General features: G+C 63.8%; 18 protein-coding genes and 2 tRNA genes. 10 read left to right on the top strand and 10 right to left on the bottom strand.

From position 1 onward, the window contains the following. Positions 1–286 precede the first annotated feature (286 nt). Positions 287–838 carry a YceI family protein gene (locus tag J1M86_RS04415; RefSeq protein WP_206508951.1) on the bottom strand — a complete coding sequence of 184 codons (552 nt, stop codon included), beginning with the start codon at positions 836–838 and terminating at the stop codon, positions 287–289. A gap of 578 nt (positions 839–1,416) precedes the next feature. Between J1M86_RS04415 and J1M86_RS04410 the strand changes: the two genes are divergently transcribed. From J1M86_RS04410 to J1M86_RS04385, 6 genes are read left to right on the top strand one after another with little or no spacing between them, the layout of a single operon-like run. Continuing rightward, on the top strand, positions 1,417–2,442 hold the full coding sequence (locus J1M86_RS04410) for an AfsA-related hotdog domain-containing protein (RefSeq protein ID WP_206508950.1): 1,026 nt from the start codon (positions 1,417–1,419) through the stop codon (positions 2,440–2,442). Further along, on the top strand, positions 2,439–3,158 hold the full coding sequence (locus J1M86_RS04405; protein ID WP_206508949.1) for an HAD-IA family hydrolase: 720 nt from the start codon (positions 2,439–2,441) through the stop codon (positions 3,156–3,158). The genes J1M86_RS04410 and J1M86_RS04405 overlap by 4 nt, the downstream gene beginning before the upstream one ends. Further along, positions 3,155–4,744, top strand: coding sequence for an MFS transporter (locus tag J1M86_RS04400; RefSeq protein WP_206508948.1), 1,590 nt, complete (start codon positions 3,155–3,157; stop codon positions 4,742–4,744). Before J1M86_RS04405 ends, J1M86_RS04400 begins: the two co-directional genes overlap by 4 nt. Continuing rightward, positions 4,741–5,979 (top strand): cytochrome P450, encoded by a 1,239-nt coding sequence (locus J1M86_RS04395; RefSeq protein WP_206508947.1) that lies wholly within the window; start codon positions 4,741–4,743, stop codon positions 5,977–5,979. Before J1M86_RS04400 ends, J1M86_RS04395 begins: the two co-directional genes overlap by 4 nt. Continuing rightward, the gene (locus tag J1M86_RS04390; RefSeq protein ID WP_206508946.1) at positions 5,980–7,467 is read left to right on the top strand and encodes an FAD-dependent monooxygenase; all 1,488 of its coding nucleotides are present in this window, start codon (positions 5,980–5,982) and stop codon (positions 7,465–7,467) included. Positions 7,468–7,520: 53 nt separating this feature from the next. Next, positions 7,521–8,447 carry a GAF domain-containing protein gene (locus J1M86_RS04385; RefSeq protein ID WP_206508945.1) on the top strand — a complete coding sequence of 309 codons (927 nt, stop codon included), beginning with the start codon at positions 7,521–7,523 and terminating at the stop codon, positions 8,445–8,447. A gap of 100 nt (positions 8,448–8,547) precedes the next feature. Here J1M86_RS04385 and J1M86_RS26800 read toward each other — a convergent pair whose 3' ends face one another. The 5 genes from J1M86_RS26800 to J1M86_RS04360 form a co-directional block, all read right to left on the bottom strand. Continuing rightward, positions 8,548–8,745 carry a LuxR C-terminal-related transcriptional regulator gene (locus tag J1M86_RS26800; RefSeq protein WP_307786522.1) on the bottom strand — a complete coding sequence of 66 codons (198 nt, stop codon included), beginning with the start codon at positions 8,743–8,745 and terminating at the stop codon, positions 8,548–8,550. Positions 8,746–8,918: 173 nt separating this feature from the next. Next, positions 8,919–9,170, bottom strand: a complete 252-nt coding sequence (locus J1M86_RS04375; RefSeq protein ID WP_206508944.1) for a hypothetical protein — start codon at positions 9,168–9,170, stop codon at positions 8,919–8,921. Positions 9,171–9,277: 107 nt separating this feature from the next. Continuing rightward, a tRNA-Arg gene (locus tag J1M86_RS04370) sits at positions 9,278–9,350 on the bottom strand. Positions 9,351–9,394: 44 nt separating this feature from the next. Next, positions 9,395–9,484, bottom strand: a tRNA-Ser gene (locus J1M86_RS04365). 85 nt (positions 9,485–9,569) lie between these two features. Then, positions 9,570–10,388 (bottom strand): dienelactone hydrolase family protein, encoded by an 819-nt coding sequence (locus J1M86_RS04360; protein WP_206508943.1) that lies wholly within the window; start codon positions 10,386–10,388, stop codon positions 9,570–9,572. A gap of 91 nt (positions 10,389–10,479) precedes the next feature. Between J1M86_RS04360 and hisC the strand changes: the two genes are divergently transcribed. Beyond that, positions 10,480–11,544: a histidinol-phosphate transaminase gene (hisC, locus tag J1M86_RS04355; RefSeq protein ID WP_206508942.1), complete on the top strand. Its 1,065-nt coding sequence runs from the start codon at positions 10,480–10,482 to the stop codon at positions 11,542–11,544. A gap of 21 nt (positions 11,545–11,565) precedes the next feature. On the opposite strand, the gene J1M86_RS04350 is transcribed toward hisC, so the two are convergent. The 4 genes from J1M86_RS04350 to J1M86_RS04335 form a co-directional block, all read right to left on the bottom strand. After that, the gene (locus J1M86_RS04350) at positions 11,566–11,940 is read right to left on the bottom strand and encodes a VOC family protein (RefSeq protein ID WP_206508941.1); all 375 of its coding nucleotides are present in this window, start codon (positions 11,938–11,940) and stop codon (positions 11,566–11,568) included. A gap of 50 nt (positions 11,941–11,990) precedes the next feature. Continuing rightward, on the bottom strand, positions 11,991–12,992 hold the full coding sequence (locus J1M86_RS04345) for an alpha/beta hydrolase family protein (protein ID WP_206509141.1): 1,002 nt from the start codon (positions 12,990–12,992) through the stop codon (positions 11,991–11,993). A 179-nt stretch (positions 12,993–13,171) separates the two neighbouring features. Next, entirely contained in the window at positions 13,172–13,792 is a 621-nt protein-coding gene (locus J1M86_RS04340; RefSeq protein WP_206508940.1) for a YrhK family protein, read from the bottom strand. Further along, on the bottom strand, positions 13,793–15,175 hold the full coding sequence (locus J1M86_RS04335; protein ID WP_206508939.1) for a DUF2252 domain-containing protein: 1,383 nt from the start codon (positions 15,173–15,175) through the stop codon (positions 13,793–13,795). It lies immediately after the preceding gene. A 188-nt stretch (positions 15,176–15,363) separates the two neighbouring features. Between J1M86_RS04335 and J1M86_RS04330 the strand changes: the two genes are divergently transcribed. From J1M86_RS04330 to J1M86_RS04320, 3 genes are all read left to right on the top strand, one after another. Next, complete coding sequence (locus J1M86_RS04330) at positions 15,364–15,684, top strand: excalibur calcium-binding domain-containing protein (protein WP_075838899.1); 321 nt, start codon at positions 15,364–15,366, stop codon at positions 15,682–15,684. A gap of 84 nt (positions 15,685–15,768) precedes the next feature. Beyond that, positions 15,769–16,719, top strand: a complete 951-nt coding sequence (locus tag J1M86_RS04325; protein WP_307786521.1) for a pseudouridine synthase — start codon at positions 15,769–15,771, stop codon at positions 16,717–16,719. Between the two features lie 43 nt (positions 16,720–16,762). After that, entirely contained in the window at positions 16,763–17,749 is a 987-nt protein-coding gene (locus J1M86_RS04320; protein WP_083667632.1) for a hypothetical protein, read from the top strand.

Below are 17,749 nucleotides of genomic sequence, written 5' to 3'. Positions count from 1 at the left end.
TCACAACCTAGTCGCGCGCATCGGCGCGCCAGCGGCAAATCGATACACCGCGACGATTACAAACCAACCCGCGAACTGCATAGATATCCACGCGAGTATTCGACTTTCGGCAGCTCCGGGAAATGGCGGGCGCCCGAACGAGCGACCATCCATAGGGACACCAACAGGCCTCGTAACACCCTCTGTTGACACTCGACGGCCCGCTTCGCGATGGAACATGCCATTACGGCCCCCGGACGATCCTTGGGGCGTCCGTCTGAGGGCCTCCGGCTCGGTCGGGCGAGCTTCAGTCGTCCTTGGCCCAGCTGGCGGTAAAGGTTACTGTCACGTTGTCCGCGACCTTGACCGAACCCAGGAACAGCGAGTACGGCTTGACGCCGAATTCGCTCTGGCAGACGACGGCTTCACACGACACCCGCCATGCGTCGCCGAGGTCCTCGGTATGCAGATCGACAGTCTGCGGCCGGGTCAATCCGTGAATGTCGAGCGACCCGGTGAGTCGATAGCCGTCGTCAATCTTCTCGATGGAATCCGTGTGAAAGGTAATGGCGGGAAATCGGTCCGCATCGAGCGCGCCCAGCGCGTTCGACCGCGCCAGCGCCTTTTCGGGCCCGGACAGCGACTTCACACCCCCGTCACCCCGCAGCACGTCGAGCGACGACACCTCGACGGTCAGTTCCGCAGCGACGGGACCGTCCCCGTCCCAGGACACCGTAGCTTCCCATGCCTTCATGGCGATCGTCAGGTTGTGACCCAGCTTCGCCGCCCGGCCGGTGACACCAGTATGCAGAAGCAACTCGCCAACGGAGGCGTCCAAATTCCAGCATGTGGCATTCATGAGTCGACTGTATCCGCCCCGCTCACGCGCGCGGACATACGGAACCACCCGAATCCGCCAAAGTGTTTGAGCAAGTCCAACTCCGACAGTGCGTGACTGGGCGGGCAATCACTTGTCTATCGAACCCGAAGACAACGAGGTCAATTCGGTACGCCCACGCAAAGGAGAACGCGGCCATGAATGAGGGTCGGCGGCCTCCCGATAAGCTAGACACATCAGTCACAAGGGCATAACGGCAACCCGTCGCCGTTTCGGTGTCATCGGATCACTATGCGGGCTGAATGCGGAATCGACACCGCGACAACACATGACGTGCGTCACTGGCAAAATATCTGTGCGAAAGTTCACCCTCGAGCCGGCGATGTGACTTCGCGCGCAGTTGCTCCTCGGGCGCGCCGGAATTCGTTGCGCGCGCTAAGCTACCCACAGTCCGAACAGAGTCGCTTGAGAGCCCCTTGCTTACAAGCCCGAGACCTGCCGGATCGCTTGAGACAAATCGCAGACGTGACTGGTGCCGTGCGGTGCCCACAAGACCTCTCGTCTGTGTTTCCGTCCGAATCTTCAGCAAGGGGCTCACCGTGACGTCTACTCTTTACCCTCAACTTTCACATTCGACCCTGGTCCCGCGCGAACACGTGCACCGCGACGCACTGTCGGAGGTCTATCTCACCGACATCATCTGCGATCGGTACCCCAACGTTCGCGTCGGCATTCATCTCCCGAAGTCGCACAGCTACTACAGCGATCACGTAGGGCCCGCCGCCGGCCGATACGACCCGTTGCTCGTCCTGGAGTGCTTCCGGCAGGCGTCGATCTTGATCGCCCATCGCCACGTGGGAGTCGAGTTCGACCAGTCCTTCATTTTCAATGCCGGTTCCTTCACCGTCGTTTCGGATGAAGCGATGACGGTGACGCCCGCCCCTGGCAACGGTGAGCTGAGTGCGGTGATCGTCGGCGAGAAGGTCCGCGACACCACGATCATCGGCATCACACTCGATATGACGGTCACACTTGCCGGGACGACTGCGGTCACCATGACTATGTCGATTCAGTGGATGCCGAAATCTGTCTGGGCTCGGGTCCGAGCCTCGGGACGGGCAAAGCTGGGACTGGCTGAATATTGCAGCGGCATAGAACCTTTGCCGGGACGGCACCCCCACCGGCAGGTCGGTGCGCACCAGCCTGAGGCCCTCGGCCGTAGCCTGAGTCGCAATGTTGTTGTCGGTGCTGCACGCCACGTCTCGGGCGGTTTCGACATCGATGTATTCGTCGACCAGCATCACCCGAGTCTGTTCGACCACCCGTTGGATCACATCCCCGGAGCGGTCATCTTCGAAGCGGTACGCCAGGCTGGGATCATCGGTGCCGACGAGTACTTCGGACTCAGTGCACGCCGTCTCCGAATACGTTCTCTGTCTGCGACATTCACCCGCTTCGGTGAGCTCGACCTACAGACCAATGCGCTTGTCCGGCCGCAGACGGACACCTGCGACCAGGGTGTCGGCTTCGACGTGGACATCACGCAGGAAGGCGTGGTCATCGCGTCGTGTGGAGTGCTCTTCGCCCGGTCGTACGCTTCTAGCCACGTGGCGGTCGCGCCATGACCGCCTCAGCACGCGCCGGCACCGTCCCGCCGGTCGCCGCCGCGCCGCGATACACGACGGTTTTCCTGGACTTCGGAGGCGTGCTCTCGCCCCCGATCGAAGACCTGTTCGTAGACTACGAACGCAAGACCGGTATCAGCCCGGCCGCTCTCAAAGCCGCGATGGCGGGCGTCGCCGACGGCCTCGGCGTCGACGTGCTCGCTCCCGTCGAACTCGGCCTACTGACCGAGGCCGAGTGGGTAGATCGTATGCACCGATGGCTCACATCCCGAGGGATCGACGTCTCGCGGGCAGAGACCGACTTCGGTCGCCAGTGGTTCGCAGGCCACCAGGTCAACACGACGATGCGCAACCTGGTCTACGAGCTGAAGGCGCAGGGCTACCGAGTCGGGATTCTCACCAACAACGTCCGTGAGTGGGAAGCCCACTGGCGCCCGATGGTCGGACTCGACGACGACGTCGACGCGATCATCGACTCCTACGACGTCGGGTGTCGCAAACCAGAGCCGGAAATCTTCGCGATCTCCGAGACCCGGATCGGGGCCGCCCCTGGAACCGCCGTCCTCATCGACGATCTCGAGTCCAACTGTGCTGCCGCACGCAGATCCGGTTGGGGAGCAATTCGCTTCGTCGACAACGATCAGACCCTCGCCGACCTCGCCGCGCTCCTAGGCGCAGACCACGGCGCCATCGCAGACAGGGAGACCAGCGCATGACCGCACCCGCGTCGTCCTCAACAGCCACATCGACCGCCAGACCCAACCTCCTCCTGGCGGCAATCCTGCTCGGTGTCGTCGTCGTACCCACCGGTGTGTCCGGAACCGGTGTGGCGCTGCCGCACATCGCTGCCGATCTCGGCTCCAATCCGGCACTGCTGCAGTGGGTCGTCAACGGCTTCAATCTCACCTTCGCAGTGTTCAGCCTGGTCGCCGGATCGATCGCCGATCACCTCGGCCGTCGCCGCGGCCTGGTCCTGGGCGGCGCGCTGTTCGCCGGGGCGGCGGTCCTCAGCGCTGTCGCACCGTCGTTGCTACTGCTCGACATCGCTCGAGCGCTCGCCGGCGTCGGGGCCGCGATCATCTTCGCCTGCTCAGGAGCGCTGTTGGCCATCACCTTCGACGGCGCTGCCGCGGCGCGGGCGTTCGCGCTGTTCGGCACCGCCGCGGGAGTGGGACTCGGTCTCGGGCCGACGATCTCCTCGACCGCCATCGCGCTGGTGGGGTGGTCGGGCATCTTCTGGTTCAACGCCGTCGTCATCGCGGTGTCGACAGCCCTGGTCATCGCATCGAACGTGCACGACAAGCCTGCTCAGTCCACCGGTCGACTGGACTACCCCGGTGCGGTCGCCTTCGCCGCGTCACTCACGCTGGTGATTGCAGCTATCGTGCAGTCAGATTCGTGGGGCTGGCGCTCGCCCGCGACACTCGGCACCCTGATCGCCGGGGTGGTGCTGTTCGCGACGTTCATCCGGATCGAACTCACCACCGCTCACCCGTTGCTCGACCTGAAGTTGCTGCAATCATCCCGGCTCGTCGGTCTGCTCGCTGTCCCCGTCGCCGGTGCAGTCGGCTTCGTCACGCTGCTCACCTACTACCCGACGTTCCTGTCGACGGTATGGCAGCTGGGCACCGGGACCGTAGGACTGGTGATGCTGATCATGACCGTGCCGGTCATCGTCGGCCCGCTCATCGCCGGGGCCATGCACACCCGTCGCGTACCGGTATGGGTGATCCTCGGTGGCAGCGTCTTGTTGTTCGTTGCCGGTGCGGCCGCGCTCACCCTGGTCGGTACCGAGGAGAACATCGGCACCATCGTCGTCCCGTTCCTGTTGCTCGGCCTGGGGTTCGGGTTGGGCGTCGGGCTGGTGGACGGCCAGGCGATCGGATCGGTACCTGCCGACAAGTCGGGAATGGTGTCAGGTCTGGTGTCCACGGTGCGGCTCGGTAGCGAGGCCGTCGTCGTCGCGGTGTTTGCCAGCGCGCTGACCTCGGGCGTCGGTGGCCAGGTCCGTGACCGCCTGCCGGCCGCCCTGGGCCCCGGTGAGCGGGAGAGCATCGTGGACAAGGTCTTCACCGGTGAGATCGGAGGCATCGACAGCTCCGTGGACACCGGTCTGCTGCGAGCCGCGTTCGCCGACGGATTCACCCCGTTGCTCTGGGTGCTCGCCGCCCTGAGTCTCGTCCTCGCCGTGGCCGTCATACTCCTGCTGCGGCGCCCCGTCGATACCCCGACGACACCTACCGCAGCCGCCCCGGTCCTCGATGCCGATACCGCTCTCGATCCCGAGGAGATCCAGCAATGACCCAGACCATCCATAGCCCCGACGGGACATCGACAACCCCACTGGTCACCGGCATCCCGAATCTCGACACCCCGGCACCATATGTCCGCGAACTCGCCAGCGACGACGGGCACCAACGGATAGAGCTGCCCAGTGGGCACAGCGCGATCTGCCTGACGTCCTACGAAGACGTCAAGACGTTGATGCTCGACCGGACCGCCAGCCGCACGCTGTGCAATGTCGACGGCGGCCCGTCGTTCATGCCCACCAACTGGGCACCCGAGGTGCTCATCAATCTCGACGCCCCGGTGCACGGTGTAGTGAGAGAGTTCGTGTCCCACGAGTTCGGTGCCCGCGCCATCGCCGGACTCGAACCCACCATCATCGCCCTTACCGATGCTGCTTTGGACACACTCGACGCGGTGGCCGACCCCGACGTGATGGCGCAGGTCTTCCGCCTGGTGCCGGCGCAGATGGTGTGCACCCTGCTGGGCATCTCCCTCGACCATGCGCCATGGATGAACGAGCTCGGTCGACGGATTCAGCTTGCTCGTCGCGACGAGATACCTCTCATCGTCGACTCGTGGGTCGAGCTGTACGGCTGGGTGCAGGAACTCGTCGCCGACGACTCCGAACACGACGACACCGGACTTCTCGCCACCTACAAGCGCCGGGCCCGGCAGCCGGAATTCGCCGCCGTCGTCGACACCCTCATCAGCGGGACCGTCATGGGGATCGTCCTCGGAGGGGACAACAACGTCGCGACGATGCTCGGCAAAACGCTGTATGCCTCACTGGCACATCGTGATCTGTATTCGCAGGTGGTCGACGATCCTTCCCTGGTACCGGACCTGGTGGAGGAGATCATGCGCCTCATGCCGCTTGGAACGCCGGGGTCGTTCCCGCGTGAACTCACCCGGCCTCTCAACACCACGGCCGGTCCGCTTCCGGTCGGGGAGATCGTCTACCCACACATCAACGCGGCCAACCGCGATCCGGCGGTGTTCGACGCACCGTTGGAAATCCGGCTGGATCGCCCGCGTGGTCGGCATCTGCAATACGGGTACGGCATGCATCGGTGCATGGGGTCGGCGCTGGCGCAGACGGAGTTGATCGCGATACTCACCCGGGTCGTCACGCGCTACCCCGACCTGGCTCTGCGTGTGGATCCGTCGGACGTCGAATGGGATCTAGGAACCGGACTGCGGCGACCTGCCGTTCTGCCAGTGGATCTCGGTGTGAGAGGAATTGTGTAGATGTATGACGTGATCGTGGTCGGCGGTGGGCCGGTGGGGATGCTGATCGCCAACGAATTGGCGCTGCACAACATCTCGGCGGTGGTACTGGAGAGTCGCGATGCCGTGAACGAGTACCCCAAGGCGGGGACCTATCACGCGCGCGCCATCGCGACCCTCGCGCGCAGACAGGTCGTCGCCGTCCCACGCCGCACCAACGATCACACGACCATCTCCTCGGAGCTGTTCCAGTTCGCGGGATACCCGTGGCTGACGCTGCGATCGCGAACCATCGACGGGCCGGTCATGATGGGCATCGCCCAGGCCGAACTCGAACGCGCGATCGCAGCGAAGGCTGCCACACATGGTGCACAGGTTATCCGGGGCATCACGGTCACCTCAGTGGAACAGTCCGCCGACCACGCAGTCGTCATCGCGTATGACGCCGATGGTGCCGAGCAACGGTACGCTGCGCGCTACGTGGTCGGTGCCGACGGCGGCCGCAGCGCGGTGCTGCGCTCGGGCCGGTTCACAACGACCGAATACGCACCGACAATGCGCGCGATCCTAGGCCTCGCGCAGTTGCCGCACCCCGAGCATCTCCGTGGAGGATGGAACCACACCGACGCCGGGTGGACGCTGCTCAACCTGAACCGCTACGGACACAGCCGGATAATCGTGTTCGAGTTCGACGGTCCCGCCGCCAACCGGCATGCACCGGTTACACCGGAGGAGTTCGGAGCCGCGATCGACCGCGTGGTCGGGTCACACGTCGAGCTCGAGTCGCCGCACTACCTCAACAGGTTCAGCGACTTCAGCCGGATCGTGCACGACTACCGAGACGGTCGACTGTTCCTGGTCGGCGATGCTGCCCACATCCACTACCCGCTCGGTGGGCAGGGCCTCAACACCGGAATCTCCGACGCGGTCAACCTCGGATGGAAGCTCGCCGCCGTGGTGACCGGTGCCGCAGACGACACCCTGCTCGACAGCTACTCCGCCGAACGTCAACCTGTTGGCCAGTGGGTCGTCGACAACACTCGTGTCCAGTCGGCGATCATGAATCCAGATCCGGCCCAGGACCCACTGCGTCGAATGGTCTCACAGATGCTGTGCAACAAAGACACCCACGACTGGCTAGGCGACAAGATCAACGGTCACTCCCTGCGCCACGACATCCCCGGACCATCGGAAAGCGAGCTCGACGGGTCGTTCCTACCCGACCACGAAATCGATGTCGACGGCACACGGACGACCGTGTCGGAGCTGCTCGCCCGCGGCCGAATCGTGATACTTGTCAGTGCGCACGCACGTGCGGCCATCGCCGAGACGGCAGCCATCCCGTTCACCGACACCGTCGTCGCCCAGGGATTGCCCAAGTTGTACCCAGAGATCGTCGTCGTCCGACCGGACGGATACGTCGCATGGGCCGGAGAAAGTTCGCAGGTCGCACAGATGCGCAAGGTTTTGGAGGGCCATTTCGCCCTGCGCTGGATGCAGGGTCACTGATACCGTTGCCGCCCGTTGCCGATTTCGTCGACTCGGCCAGAGATGAGGGAGTCGTGGACAAAGGCTGGTTTCTGGTCGAGACCTCGGGATCGACGCCCGCAGTGGTCATGGTCGGTGCGCGCTCGAAGCAATGGCGACCGGTCTCCAATATGTTCCGCGGTTCGGTCTACACGACGGTGCTACAACTACTCGACACCGTCCTCAACAACCTGAAGCAGTCGCAGGTGCTCCTCGACGTCGGCGGGCCGCGATTGGCGCTGGCACAGCCCGTCCTCGGGCCGTCGCGACAGGTACACGCGATACTCATGTGGATCGGCGACGCCACCGAGACGCCGCCACCCGAGCCCCCGGTGTGGGCGTTCGCCTGGGAACTCGCCGACCCGATCTCGCCGGAGTTCGTCGACGACCCAGAGACCGGCACGATGACCGACTGGCTTTCCGGATGCGCTCGCCTGTCCGACATCCGTCGCACCGCCGCAGACGTTTACGGTGCCACGGTCGGTGACCGCTTCGCCGGAGACTGGATCCGCACCGACGGGACCGTCGAGCGTTACACGATGCGCGTCGTGGCGACCTTCGATGGACCGGCCATCCTCGGAGTCTCCCTGCGCCTCCCGGAGACGACCGCCTCCACAGAAGAAGAGCTGCTTCCACGCGCCGCACTTCAGGCAACGGCGACCTACGCCGGAACATCTACGGCGGTGCTGCACGCCGCGAGCGGGCGTGTACTCGCGTGGCTCACAGACGGGCGCCCAAACTTCCCCGACGAAGTCGTCTCCGGGCGTATCGCCGCCCCCACACCATCAGCCACAAGTCCCATCGACGAGACCGGGCAACTAATACTGGGGATATTCGACCTCGAGCGACACATGCCGTCCCACGCGATCGTTGCTGCAACACATGCCGTCGAGCACGTGGCATCACCCGCGTCCAATAGAACCGGCGGCAGCGTTGCCGATTGTATTCTCGGCCGAGAATGAGGGCCATCAGCGTGATGTCGCGCCCCGAGGCTCTACGCGGGAACTGTCTGCACCATTTGCCTTACTCCGTCGCAGCTGATTCACGTTGCGAGTCACTCGATCACGTGGACAAATATCGAAGGACTGCCAGAACTCGTCGATGACTCGAGGGTGACGTCTCGAGGCCGAGCTTGTTGAACACAGTGGTGATGTGCTTCTCGACCGTGCCATTGGAGAGGAACATCGCGGTAGCGATCGCTCCGTTGGAACGCCCTTCTGCCAACAGCTGTTTCTGGATATTCGTAAGTAGTTCGAGCACAGCGAAGTAGGCGATGCTCTCCACTATCGGCGAAGGCCGTGTCGATCGCGAAAGCAATGAGGGTGACGCGTCAGTATAGCTCGGACACTCCAGTACGGCCGTGACCAAACGGCACTACATCGAGAGGGCGGCCGAGGCCCCGACCTTACCGAGGTGCTGAACCAGCTCGGAGGCTAGCGCTTCTCGGCCGCTGGATTCTGCTCGTTGTCTAGCGCCTGGGCGCTCTCGATGATCTGAGCCGCGAGGTTGCGCGCATGCGATGGCGAGAACCGCATGAACACGCGGCCCCTTGTTCCGTCTGCGTTCTTCTCCGGTGCCAAAGCAAACACCTCGACGTTGTTTGCGCCGGCATCCTCGCTTCGCGTGGCTCCCGCTTCCCCGCCCTCGGTTGTACGTACTGGGTCGTTCGATTGTGCTGCGATCATGGCTGTTCTTATTCCAACCCGTGTCGATTCCGTGTCGGGAGCCTCATTGCCCTACAACGAGAACATCCCCCCACCGGCATCTCTGCTGGTGGGGGGATGTTCTTCTGTGCGCCCGAAGGGATTCGAACCCCTAACCTCCTGATCCGTAGTCAGGTGCTCTATCCGTTGAGCTACGGGCGCGTGTTCAGTTGTTATCTAGCTGGCCAGTAAAACTCTACCGACCGTGGCGGAGGCGAGAGGATTTGAACCTCCGGACCCGGTGAAGGGTCAAGTCATTAGCAGTGACTCCCATTCGGCCGCTCTGGCACGCCTCCTAGGCTGCCGGCCCTCTCGGACCGCCGAGGAAAGAGATTACACATGGGAAAGCCACCAACGCAAAACGCCTGGTCAATGTCTCGTTCACCTGAGGAAGGAGTCGAACCAGTCGAAGATCCGCAGCTGCGCCTCGTCGAGTGCGGCGAGTGCGGGATCGAGGTCCTCGGCACTTCCGAGGGACGGCGCGGCGTCCGCCTGATGGCGCCGGCCGCTGTAGGTCACGACGTTGGTGGCGACGGACGCCCGTGTGGCTGCCTCGCGGAGCGCCTCGATGTGCTCCGGTGGGGCCTTGGGGTCATCCTCACCGAACAGACCCAGCCACGGCGCCTTGAGCGACGGCGCGGCCACGGTGAGTGCGACGGCGTCGCAGTTGAGTGGTTCGAGGATCCCGCCGGCCGCGACGCTCACGGCTGCTCCGACGGGTCGGTTGGTGGCGACGATGAGGGCGGCGGTGCCGGCGTCGTCGAATCCGATGACTCCGACGGAATCGGGATACACCCCGCGGGCGGTGAGCCAGTCGAAGGTGGCGTCGAAGTCGGCGAAGAGGTTGTCACCGAAAACTTCGTCGACCTTGTCGTCGTCACTGTCGTCGTCGCTGCCATCGTCACTGTTGCGGGATCCTTCCCGATGGAAGAGGTCCGGCGCCACCGCCAGCCATCCTTCGAGGGCGAGCGCGCGCAACAGATCGAGAAGCGACTCGGGGATTTCGCGGGACTCGTGGAGCACCACGATTCCGCCTCGCACAGCACTGTCGGGTTCGATGGCGGTCAACGGAACCTTCTGCCCGGCGGCAGGCGAGGACTCGACCTCGTTCCCCGCATCCGACGTCTCGAGACCTGGGTTCTCGGCAACCGGGTCCACGTCGATTCGGAGCACTGCCACATCCGTGAAGATTTCCGACATGAATCCAAAATAGTGCTGCCGCGCGGCCACCGCATCAATACGGCCGGACGCGCGCAAATCGTGATACCACGCCAGGCGCATAATGTGAGCCGTGACTGCCCGAATTCGCTCCGATCTCGATGCCATCCCCGTCTACGTTCCGGGCCGCAACTTTCCCGGCGCTATCAAGCTGGCCAGCAACGAGACCACACAGGGGCCCCTGCCGAGCGTCCGCGACAAGATCGCCGAGGCCGTCACCACCGTCAACCGCTATCCAGACATCATGGCAACGGCCCTGGTGGATGAGCTGGCTGCGATGCTGAAGGTCGAACGGGAGAACGTGACCGTCGGCAATGGCTCGGTTGCCCTCTGCCAAGAGATCGTGCAGATCACGTGCAACCCCGGCGACGAGGTGGTGTTCGCCTGGCGCTCGTTCGAGGCCTACCCCATCATCACCCACGTCGCCGGAGCGCTGCCCGTCCAGGTTCCCCTCGACACGAACCACACGCACGATCTGGACGCGATGCTCGGCGCGATCACCGAACGCACCCGCGTCGTCTTCGTGTGCAACCCCAACAACCCCAGCGGCACCGTCGTCGCACGATCAGCCCTCGAGAAGTTCCTCGACGCCGTACCCGCGAGCGTCCTCGTCGTCCTCGACGAGGCGTACTTCGAGTACGCCCGCGAGGATGCCGGCGGCGAGTACACCGACGGCGTCGAGCTGGCCCGCGGTCGTCGCAACGTGGTAGTTCTTCGGACGTTCTCCAAGGCCTACGGACTGGCCGGGCTGCGAGTGGGATATGCCGTCGGCGATCCGTCGGTCATCACCGCACTCCGCAAGGTGAGAATCGCGTTCGCGGTCAACTCCGTCGCGCAGCACGCGGCGCTGGCATCTCTCGCTGCGAGGGACGAACTACTCGCACGCACCGACGCCCTGGTCGCCGAGCGTGAGCGCGTACGCGACGCGCTAGTCGGCATGGGGTACGACGTGCCGCAATCCGAGGCCAACTTCGTCTTCATGCCGCTCGGTGACCGATCCGTCCCGTTCGCCGAGGGAGCTGCCGAAGTCGGGGTGCTTCTGCGCGCCTACGGCAGCGACGGCGTGCGGATCACGATCGGCGATCCACACGAGAACGACACGTTCCTGAAGTACGCGTCGACCGCCGCACCCCAGTAGGCCTAGAGGGCGGAACGTGGATTACGCCCGCGATTGGTAGGACAACACGTTGCGATCAGGATCGTGGAACCAGGCCACCCGCATTCCGCCCGGCGCTGTCCATACTCCCCGAGAGTCCTGCTCCATCCCGTCGTACCTGATGGGCACTGCGCCGCGTGTGATGAGCTCTGCGATACCGGTATCGATATCGGCCAGCTCCCAGCCCAGAACGGTAAAGGGGGCGGGTGTGTGCGAGTCGACCGCAGTCACCCTCAATTGCGCCCCCTCCCCATCGAACACGATGGCGAACGGGTTTCGATCGACCACAGTCAGGCCGATCACGTCGACGTAGAAGCGCTCGGATCGAGCCAGATCTGTGCTGGCTGCGAACGCGACCAAACTGCGAGAACCGTTCATGAGCAACGATTCTGCTCAGGTCCGATCATCGAGGCAATAGCGGCGACCGCCTAGAGGCCGAGGGCACTTTCGAGGGTCGGCCAGGACTCACGCAGGTCGTCCTCCCAGTACGGCCACTGATGGATGCCGTAGGGCCGGTAGACGACCGTCGCGGGGATATCCAGCGCGCGCAGCCGCGTGTCGAAGAGCGTCGTGCAATACAGAGCGGCCGCTTCGAGTGGCCCACCCATGGCAGCGGACTCGATTCCGGTTCCGCCGGGTCCGATCTCGTACGGCCCGGGCAGACCGGTGCCGACGGAGACGAAGACTTCCTTGCCACGCAGTGCCTCGGCATTACGCGTCGGATCGTGCTCCATCCACCGGGGATCGGAGTTCTCGCCCCACATGTTGGTGGCATTGCCGCCGTTGGTCGCGACAGTGGCGCGGACGGCGTCCTTCAAGTTGTTCTGCGAGTTGTCGTAGCAGCCGCTCAGGCCCGCGACGCCGGTGTACAACCCCGGATGGCGCGTGATGAGGTCCATTGCGGCCTGCGCACCCATGGAAACGCCGGCGATGGCGTTCACGCCGTTGCCGGAGAACCGCGCATCGATCAGCGGCGGCAACTCCGAGGTCAGGAACGTCTCCCACATGTTGACGCCGAGCACTGGATCAGGAACGTTCCAGTCCGTGTAGTAGCTGCTCGAACCGCCGATGGGGAGGACGACATTGACCTGCTTGTCCGCGAAGAAGTCGACGATGTCGGTCTTCTGCGTCCAGGTGCTCTCCGCGTAGTTCGATTCCTTGCCCGCGCTGACGCCATCGAGCATGTACAGGGTGGGGCGCGAGACAGCCTGAGCAGCCGGCAGCAGCACCTGCACCTGGATGATCTTGCTCATCGAGGGGGACTCGACGAAAACAGCGGCGCGACGGTCGGTGATCATCTCGACGTGGTCGATTCGGGCCGACTGCGACGAAGGTGTGAATCTTGGGGCGGGGGCAGAACCATCGGAACTCCCCGTGCCCGGCAGTGGCTGAGCAGACACGACACCGGTTCCCAGTACCGACAAAGCGATACAGGTCCCGAGCGCAGCCAGAACACGACGGTGCGTCAACGATCCATCCTCCCCCGCCGCGCCCGCAGAGAGCGCAACACGAATTACATCCGTCGCACAACCTAACCCACGAGTAGGTACCCACGCCGCCAGCTGTGCCGTGGCCCACAGTAGTCGTATCTGATGGTCATACAAAAGTTCTACCGTTTGTTTGGGATACCTCCCAAAGGCCGCATGAGCAGGGCCGCGGCGAGAAAACACAGGGCACCGATGAATGTGCCCGCATTGGCCAGCGCCGCGTCGGCCAACTGCCCCGTCGAGGGCCGCACGAACGCGCCCACGGCCGAGACCCCGAACGCAATGGAACCGACCATGTTCAACCACGTGCTGCGCCAGTCACGCGCCTGCGGATCCCACAGTTTGTCGGTCTCCGTGGTGGCGACGACCGCCAATGCACTCGTCACAAGGAACGCGAGCGAGCCGAACACGTCCGGGCGCCACACCCACTTGTCCACCGCCCTGACAGTCAGGCCGCTGATCATCGCGATCGCGGTGCTCAGGTTGAACAACAGTGTGCCGACGAACTGGATGGCGGCGGCCCACCAATCGAAACGCTCGACCCTCGCGGATTCGCTCGTGGGCACCGGGCGACCGCTGAGCCGGAGCGCGATGAACCCCGCGGCGGTGAAGAACAACGAGCCGACGAAGTACGTGATGTTGTCGCCATCTACACCTACCCACCGGGCGTAGCCGGGGGCCGCCGCCAACGCGAACAACAGCGAGCCGATGACGAATCCCCACGACTCACGACGGAGCAGCACTCAGATTCCTGTCTGCGCCGTTACCCGGCCACTGTCGATCGCCTTCCTCAGCAGTGCATAGTCCGCCCGGTTCTGCTTGCAGTAGGTCTCCGCGAATTCCGAGATCGCACCCTCGAACTTTTCACTCGAACCGAGATAGCCCGCGATCTCGACGCGATCACCCGCCCGGGCATGGGCGTAGGCTAGGACCTTCCCACACAATTTGCCGTACAGCTCCATCCCGCCGGGTGACATCGCCTCTATCACCGCCGACCCTTTGCCGTCGCGCAGTTGACGCAGGTAGAAATCACGCATGTCGCCGTTCGGATCCGGTCCTCGTTGCCAACCGAGGAAGATATCGCTCGACGCTTGCATCAAACGCTGACCGTCGACGACGCGTCGGCCCTGATTTTCGTAGTCGGGCCCGTCGACGTACGCCGCCAGCACGGAGCGCTGGGCCTCCTTCGCCTGCAGAAACAGTGGATCGTTCTCGTCGACACCCTGCATCAGGAAGATCCACGCGCGGGTGCCGACGCTTCCGACGCCGACGACTTTGCGAGCGAACTGAACGATACGAAACTGATCGAGCAGGACCTGCTTGTCCCATTGAAACGTCGCGCGATAGGCAACGAGACGTTCGGCGAGATCACGGTAGACAGCATCGACGTCGTCGAAGAGTTCCTCGACGGGAACGATGAGCGGGGGATTCGAGATGATCCGGCGTTTGCCGTCGACGACCGCGGTCAGCTTGTTGAAGGCCTGTACGTTGTCCCTGGAGCGTGCTTTTTGAATATTGGCCGCGGTTCGAACGCGCATCGTGTAGTCCAGCTCATGATGGATCGTCTCTAGCTCGTCGGTAATCTCGACATTCGAGTACCACACCGCCAAGTTTCCCAAAAGCGCTTGCTGCCTCATGGTTTCGCGATACGCCCACGCACACGAGGTGGTGATTCTGCGTCGCATCTTGCCTGAGAATTCCCGCGCACGCGATGCGACTGCGAGACTGGCTGCGAGCCGCTTGACGTCCCACTCGAACGGACCCGGATGAGTTTCGTCGAAATCGTTGATGTCGAACGCAAGTCGTCGTTCGGGGGTGGAATACACGCCGAAGTTGCTCAGATGCGCGTCGCCGCACAACTGAGTGACGATGCCCGAACTCGGAGATCGAGCCAGATCGTCGGCCATGACCAGCGCCGCTCCTCGATAGAACGGGAACTCCCCACCCGCCATCCTGCCGTATCGGATGGGAACGAGCTCGGGAACCCTGGTTGCAGCCTGAGATTCCAGCAACGCGATCGGGTCACGTTCACTTTTTCGATGTTCGGCGAGCGATGCCAACGGCGTCGAGCGTCGCGCGTCCTTTCCGCGCTTGCGCCGGGTCTCACGATCGAGGGACGAACTCATGCCTCGATCCTGTCTCCACAAAGCCGGGCATGTCATCATCCGCGGCGGATGAGTTTACTGGATCGGCGCATGGCTCGGGGTGACAGCGGGGAATTTCTCCAACACGTTCATTCACGCGAATGATTTCGATTGACTGTTGAACAACTCGAGTCCCAAGATTCAGGTCCCCTCGTTCTCAGGAGCAGTAGATGACTCGCAAGACCATGCTCGTTCGTGCCGGCCTCGGTGGCTTCGTCCTCGCAGCCGCGATGGCCACCACACCCGCAGTTGCGGCGGCCGATCCGATCACCGACTTTCTGTGCAACTCCGGCTCGGCGCAGTTCTGCCCGGTCCCTCTGCCCCCGGCTCCCCTGATGGCACCGGCGCCCCGATCTGCTCCCGCGCCGAGCGCATTCCAGTACCGAAACTGCACCGAAGCCCGCGACGCCGGCGCCGCACCCGTCTATCGCGGCGACTACGGCTTCGGCCAGCACCTCGACCGCGACAACGACGGCATCGGCTGCGAATAGCACCATCGAATTCGCACTTGTGCTGACGTAGTGGCTGCACTCCGCTGCACAAGTGCGAACTCGGCGCACCGATAGGCTCGTCGGGTGCGCCGACGGCAACAACCGCCGCTGCAGAAGCGGCATGGACTCGACCCTGCTCGCATCCGCATGCCCGAGGACGGCACCTGGGTGACGATCCGCGATTTCCTCGTCGACGAGGTCCCGCGCATCGCGGCAACACGCATCGACGAGATGCTCGACGCCGGTGACATCGTCGACATGGCCGGACCCGTCGCCCCAGACGCGTCCTACGTCCCGGGAGAGGCCGTCTGGTTTCACCGCGATCTTCCGGTGGAAACCGTTGTGCCGTTCGATATCTCGATCGTCCACCGCGACGAGACGCTGCTGGTGATCGACAAACCACACTTTCTTCCCACCATTCCGCGGGGCGGGCACATCCTGCAGACCGCACTGGTCCGGTTGCGCGAGGATCTCGATCTGCCGCAGCTCGTTCCGGCCCATCGCCTGGACCGGGTGACCGCCGGGCTCGTGCTGTTCGTCGTCGAACCCTCTCTTCGCGGCGCATATCAGACGCTGTTCCAGGATCGGAAAGTACTCAAGGTGTACGAGGCGATCGCACCCTACGATCCCTCCCTGCGGTTTCCGCGCACTGTTCGCAGCCGAATCATGAAGGAAAAGAACACTTTCGAGGCACACGAGGTCGACGGTGAACCGAATGCCGAAACATTCATCGAGCTCGTCGAACACCGGAGCGGACGCGGCCGATATCGGTTGCATCCCACGACCGGCCGCACCCACCAACTTCGGCTGCACATGAACTCCCTGGGACTTCCCATCATCGGCGACGACCTCTATCCAGTCGCGTCGGGCCGAGCCGTCGACGACTACACCGAACCGCTTCAACCGCTGGCGGCGACGCTCGAGTTCACCGATCCGATCACCGGCGCAACTCGCCGATTCGAGTCCCGGCGGCGGTTCGAGTTGGAAATTCAGTGGCGGGATGTCCCTGGTGTTGTCGACGCCGGGCGTGGATGATCGACGGGTGAAGTGTTCGAAATCGACGCGGTCAGGGCGGTGAGTGATCCTGTCTGCCGAACCGATCGTGGCCCGGTTGCTTGCTTCGGACGAGCCATCCATCCGTGTGCGGACTCGCATCGGTGTGTTGGGCGAATCGGCGGACAGTCCTGCGGTCACAGCTGCGCAGGCAGAAGTAGCTACGAGCGAACGGGTGCGCCAGCTGCTTTCGGAGCGATCAGCCGACGGCACCTTGCCCTTTCACCCGTACAACGCGAAGTGGTTCGGCGCTCATTGGGTGCTCGTCGCGTTGGCAGAGGTGGGGTACCCGGCGGGCGATGAAACGCTCGTCCCGTTGCGTGAGCAGGCGTTGGGTTGGTTGTTGTCGGATCTGTACGAGAAACGCCACATCGGCCGAGTCCGCGGTACCGCACTGCCGACGCTGCACGCCTCGATCGACGGCAACCTGGCCTGGGCACTGCTGCGCCTGGGACTGGCAGACGAGCGCGTCGACTATCTCGTCGCCCGACTCCTCCGCGCCCAATGGCCCGATGGCGGATGGAACTGCGACCGCAAAGCAACCGGTCATGCTTCGTCGTTCGGCGAAAGCCTTGTGCCCCTTCGAGCATTGAACGTGCATGCACGCACCACAGGCCGCAGCGACACCCGCGACGCAGTCGTGCGTGCCGCCGAACTCTTTCTCGAGCACCAGCTCTTTCGCAGACTATCCAATGGGAGCGTGATCGACCCGTCTTTCCTGCAGCTTCACTTCCCGTGCTATTGGCACTACGACATCCTCATGGCGCTCACTGTGCTCGCCGAAGCGGAGATGCTCGACGACGAACGCTGCGTCGAGGCACTCGAGGTCCTGGAGTCGAAACAGCTGCCCGACGGCGGATTTCCCGCTGAAGCGAAGTTCTACCGCGTCAGCGCATCGACGAACGCCAACGGACGCTCACTGGTCCGGTGGGGACCGACCAGCCGAAAGCAGTCGAACGAATGGGTGAGCTGCGCGGCGCTGAGCGTGCTGGCCGCAGCGGGGAGGCGATGA

The sequence above is a fragment of the Rhodococcus sp. KRD197 genome (assembly GCF_017168235.1).
Taxonomy (GTDB): Bacteria; Actinomycetota; Actinomycetes; order Mycobacteriales; family Mycobacteriaceae; genus Rhodococcoides.
The sequence above is the reverse complement of the archived record's forward strand: the minus strand, read 5'-3'. Positions and strand labels throughout refer to the sequence as shown.

Excerpts from the sequence above, each read along its gene's own strand:
- J1M86_RS04415 (WP_206508951.1), bottom strand. The coding sequence starts at position 838 with ATGAATGCCACATGCTGGAATTTGGACGCCTCCGTTGGCGAGTTGCTT.
- J1M86_RS04405 (WP_206508949.1), top strand. The coding sequence starts at position 2,439 with ATGACCGCCTCAGCACGCGCCGGCACCGTCCCGCCGGTCGCCGCCGCG.
- J1M86_RS04400 (WP_206508948.1), top strand. The coding sequence starts at position 3,155 with ATGACCGCACCCGCGTCGTCCTCAACAGCCACATCGACCGCCAGACCC.
- J1M86_RS04395 (WP_206508947.1), top strand. The coding sequence starts at position 4,741 with ATGACCCAGACCATCCATAGCCCCGACGGGACATCGACAACCCCACTG.
- J1M86_RS04390 (WP_206508946.1), top strand. The coding sequence starts at position 5,980 with ATGTATGACGTGATCGTGGTCGGCGGTGGGCCGGTGGGGATGCTGATC.
- J1M86_RS04375 (WP_206508944.1), bottom strand. The coding sequence starts at position 9,170 with ATGATCGCAGCACAATCGAACGACCCAGTACGTACAACCGAGGGCGGG.
- J1M86_RS04360 (WP_206508943.1), bottom strand. The coding sequence starts at position 10,388 with ATGTCGGAAATCTTCACGGATGTGGCAGTGCTCCGAATCGACGTGGAC.
- J1M86_RS04350 (WP_206508941.1), bottom strand. The coding sequence starts at position 11,940 with ATGAACGGTTCTCGCAGTTTGGTCGCGTTCGCAGCCAGCACAGATCTG.
- J1M86_RS04335 (WP_206508939.1), bottom strand. The coding sequence starts at position 15,175 with ATGAGTTCGTCCCTCGATCGTGAGACCCGGCGCAAGCGCGGAAAGGAC.
- J1M86_RS04330 (WP_075838899.1), top strand. The coding sequence starts at position 15,364 with ATGACTCGCAAGACCATGCTCGTTCGTGCCGGCCTCGGTGGCTTCGTC.